The organism is Azospirillum sp. B506 (assembly GCF_000333595.1).
Lineage (GTDB): Bacteria > Pseudomonadota > Alphaproteobacteria > Azospirillales > Azospirillaceae > Azospirillum.
In genome coordinates this window covers 1-1,508 of sequence record NZ_BADK01000229.1, presented here as the reverse complement: position 1 = coordinate 1,508, position 1,508 = coordinate 1, and the positions used below count along the sequence as shown (strand labels likewise).

The following is a 1,508-nucleotide window of genomic DNA, read 5'->3' as shown; positions in this document are numbered from 1 at the left end:
ATCCGTCCATGGCAGCGCGATGGAGACTTCAGAAAATTGCAGAGGATAAGCAACTTCGTGTCTGTTCCTGGCCCGATTACTATGCGATCTCGTTCCGAAATCCGCGCACCGGCCTGCTGGAGGGGTTGGATGCGGAACTGGCGCAGGCATTCGCAGACGATCTGGGGGTTCGTCTCATGGTGGTTGAAAGCGGCTTTCCCCGATTCATCGAGGATTTGCTGGCCGATCGCTGCGACATCGGCATGTTCGCCATCGGGGCGACCCCGGCCCGGGCCCAGCATGTCGCCTTCAGCCAGCCCTATCTGCGCAGCGGCATCTATGCGGTGACCACCCAAACCAATGAGGGCATCCGGCGGTGGGAGGATCTGGACCGTGCCGGCAACGTCGTGGCGGTGCAGAAGGACACCTACATGGATGGCTATGCCCGATCCGCCATGAAGGCCGCGCGCATCGTCGCCGTGAACAGGCCGCAGGAGCGCGAGGAGGAGGTGCAGTCCGGCCGTGCCGACGCCTTTCTGACCGACTATCCCTATGGGCAGCGCATGCTGGCCTTCCATCCCTGGGCGCGTCTGATCGTTCCGGACAGCCCGGTGCAGCCCACGCCCTATGCCTATGCGGTGGCGCCGGGCGATGCGGCGTGGCTGGAGCGGGTGAACGGCTTCGTCGCCGCCATCAAGGCGGACGGCCGGCTGGAGAGCATTGCCGCCCGCTACAACCTCTCCCCCATCGTGGCGCGGAACTGAGCCGCGTCGTATGAATGCGGTTGTGGGATAAATCCAGGTTAGGATGGATGGCGTCTTTCACCAATCGGCTGGGAAATCGTCAATGATCCTGATCGGGCAATATGACTCGCCTTTCGTGCGCCGGGTCGCCGTCGCTCTGCGGCTTTACGGTATGGCGTACGAGCATCGGCCCTGGTCGGTCTTTTCGGATGCGGCGGAGGTCGCCCGTTTCAATCCGCTGACGCGGGTGCCGACGCTGGTGCTGGCGGATGGCGAGGTGCTGATCGAAAGCGGTGCCATCCTCGACCATCTGGATGAGGTAGCCGGACCGGGCCGCGCGCTGATCGACAGGCAGGGACCAGACCGCCGCCGCGCATTGAAGCTGTGCGCGCTATCAACCGGATTGGCCGACAAGGCGGTCAGCCTCGTCTATGAACGGGTGCTGCACAAGGAGCGGTCCGATTTGTGGGTGCAGCGCTGCACCGGCCAGATCGGCGCCGTTCTCGACGTGCTGGAGGCGGATCGCGCCGCCGCTCCCGGTCCCTGGTGGTTCGGCGATCGCATCGGCCACGCCGACATTGCCGCCGGCTGTGCCTTGCGCTTCGTCGGCGAGGCTCATCCCGCCGTGTTCGACCGCTCCCGCTGGCCGGCGCTCGCCGCCCATTCCGATGCCTGCGAGGCGTTGGCGGAGTTCCAGGCGGTGGTACAGCCCTTCTCTGTGAGCGCCTGAGGCCATGCCCCCTTCCCGGATGCGAGCGGGAAGGGGGCGTTGCGGCTACCGGGCCC

Annotated in this window: 2 protein-coding genes; both read left to right on the top strand. The window is 65.6% G+C overall.

Annotation, left to right across the window (positions count from 1 at the left end; genetic code table 11):
- Nucleotides 1-8 precede the first annotated feature (8 nt).
- On the top strand, nt 9-743 hold the full coding sequence (locus tag I71_RS07450; RefSeq protein WP_244433697.1) for an ABC transporter substrate-binding protein: 735 nt from the start codon (nt 9-11) through the stop codon (nt 741-743).
- Nucleotides 744-825: 82 nt separating this feature from the next.
- Nucleotides 826-1,452, top strand: coding sequence for a glutathione S-transferase family protein (locus I71_RS07445; protein ID WP_042693348.1), 627 nt, complete (start codon nt 826-828; stop codon nt 1,450-1,452).
- The last annotated feature ends 56 nt before the right edge of the window (nt 1,453-1,508 follow it).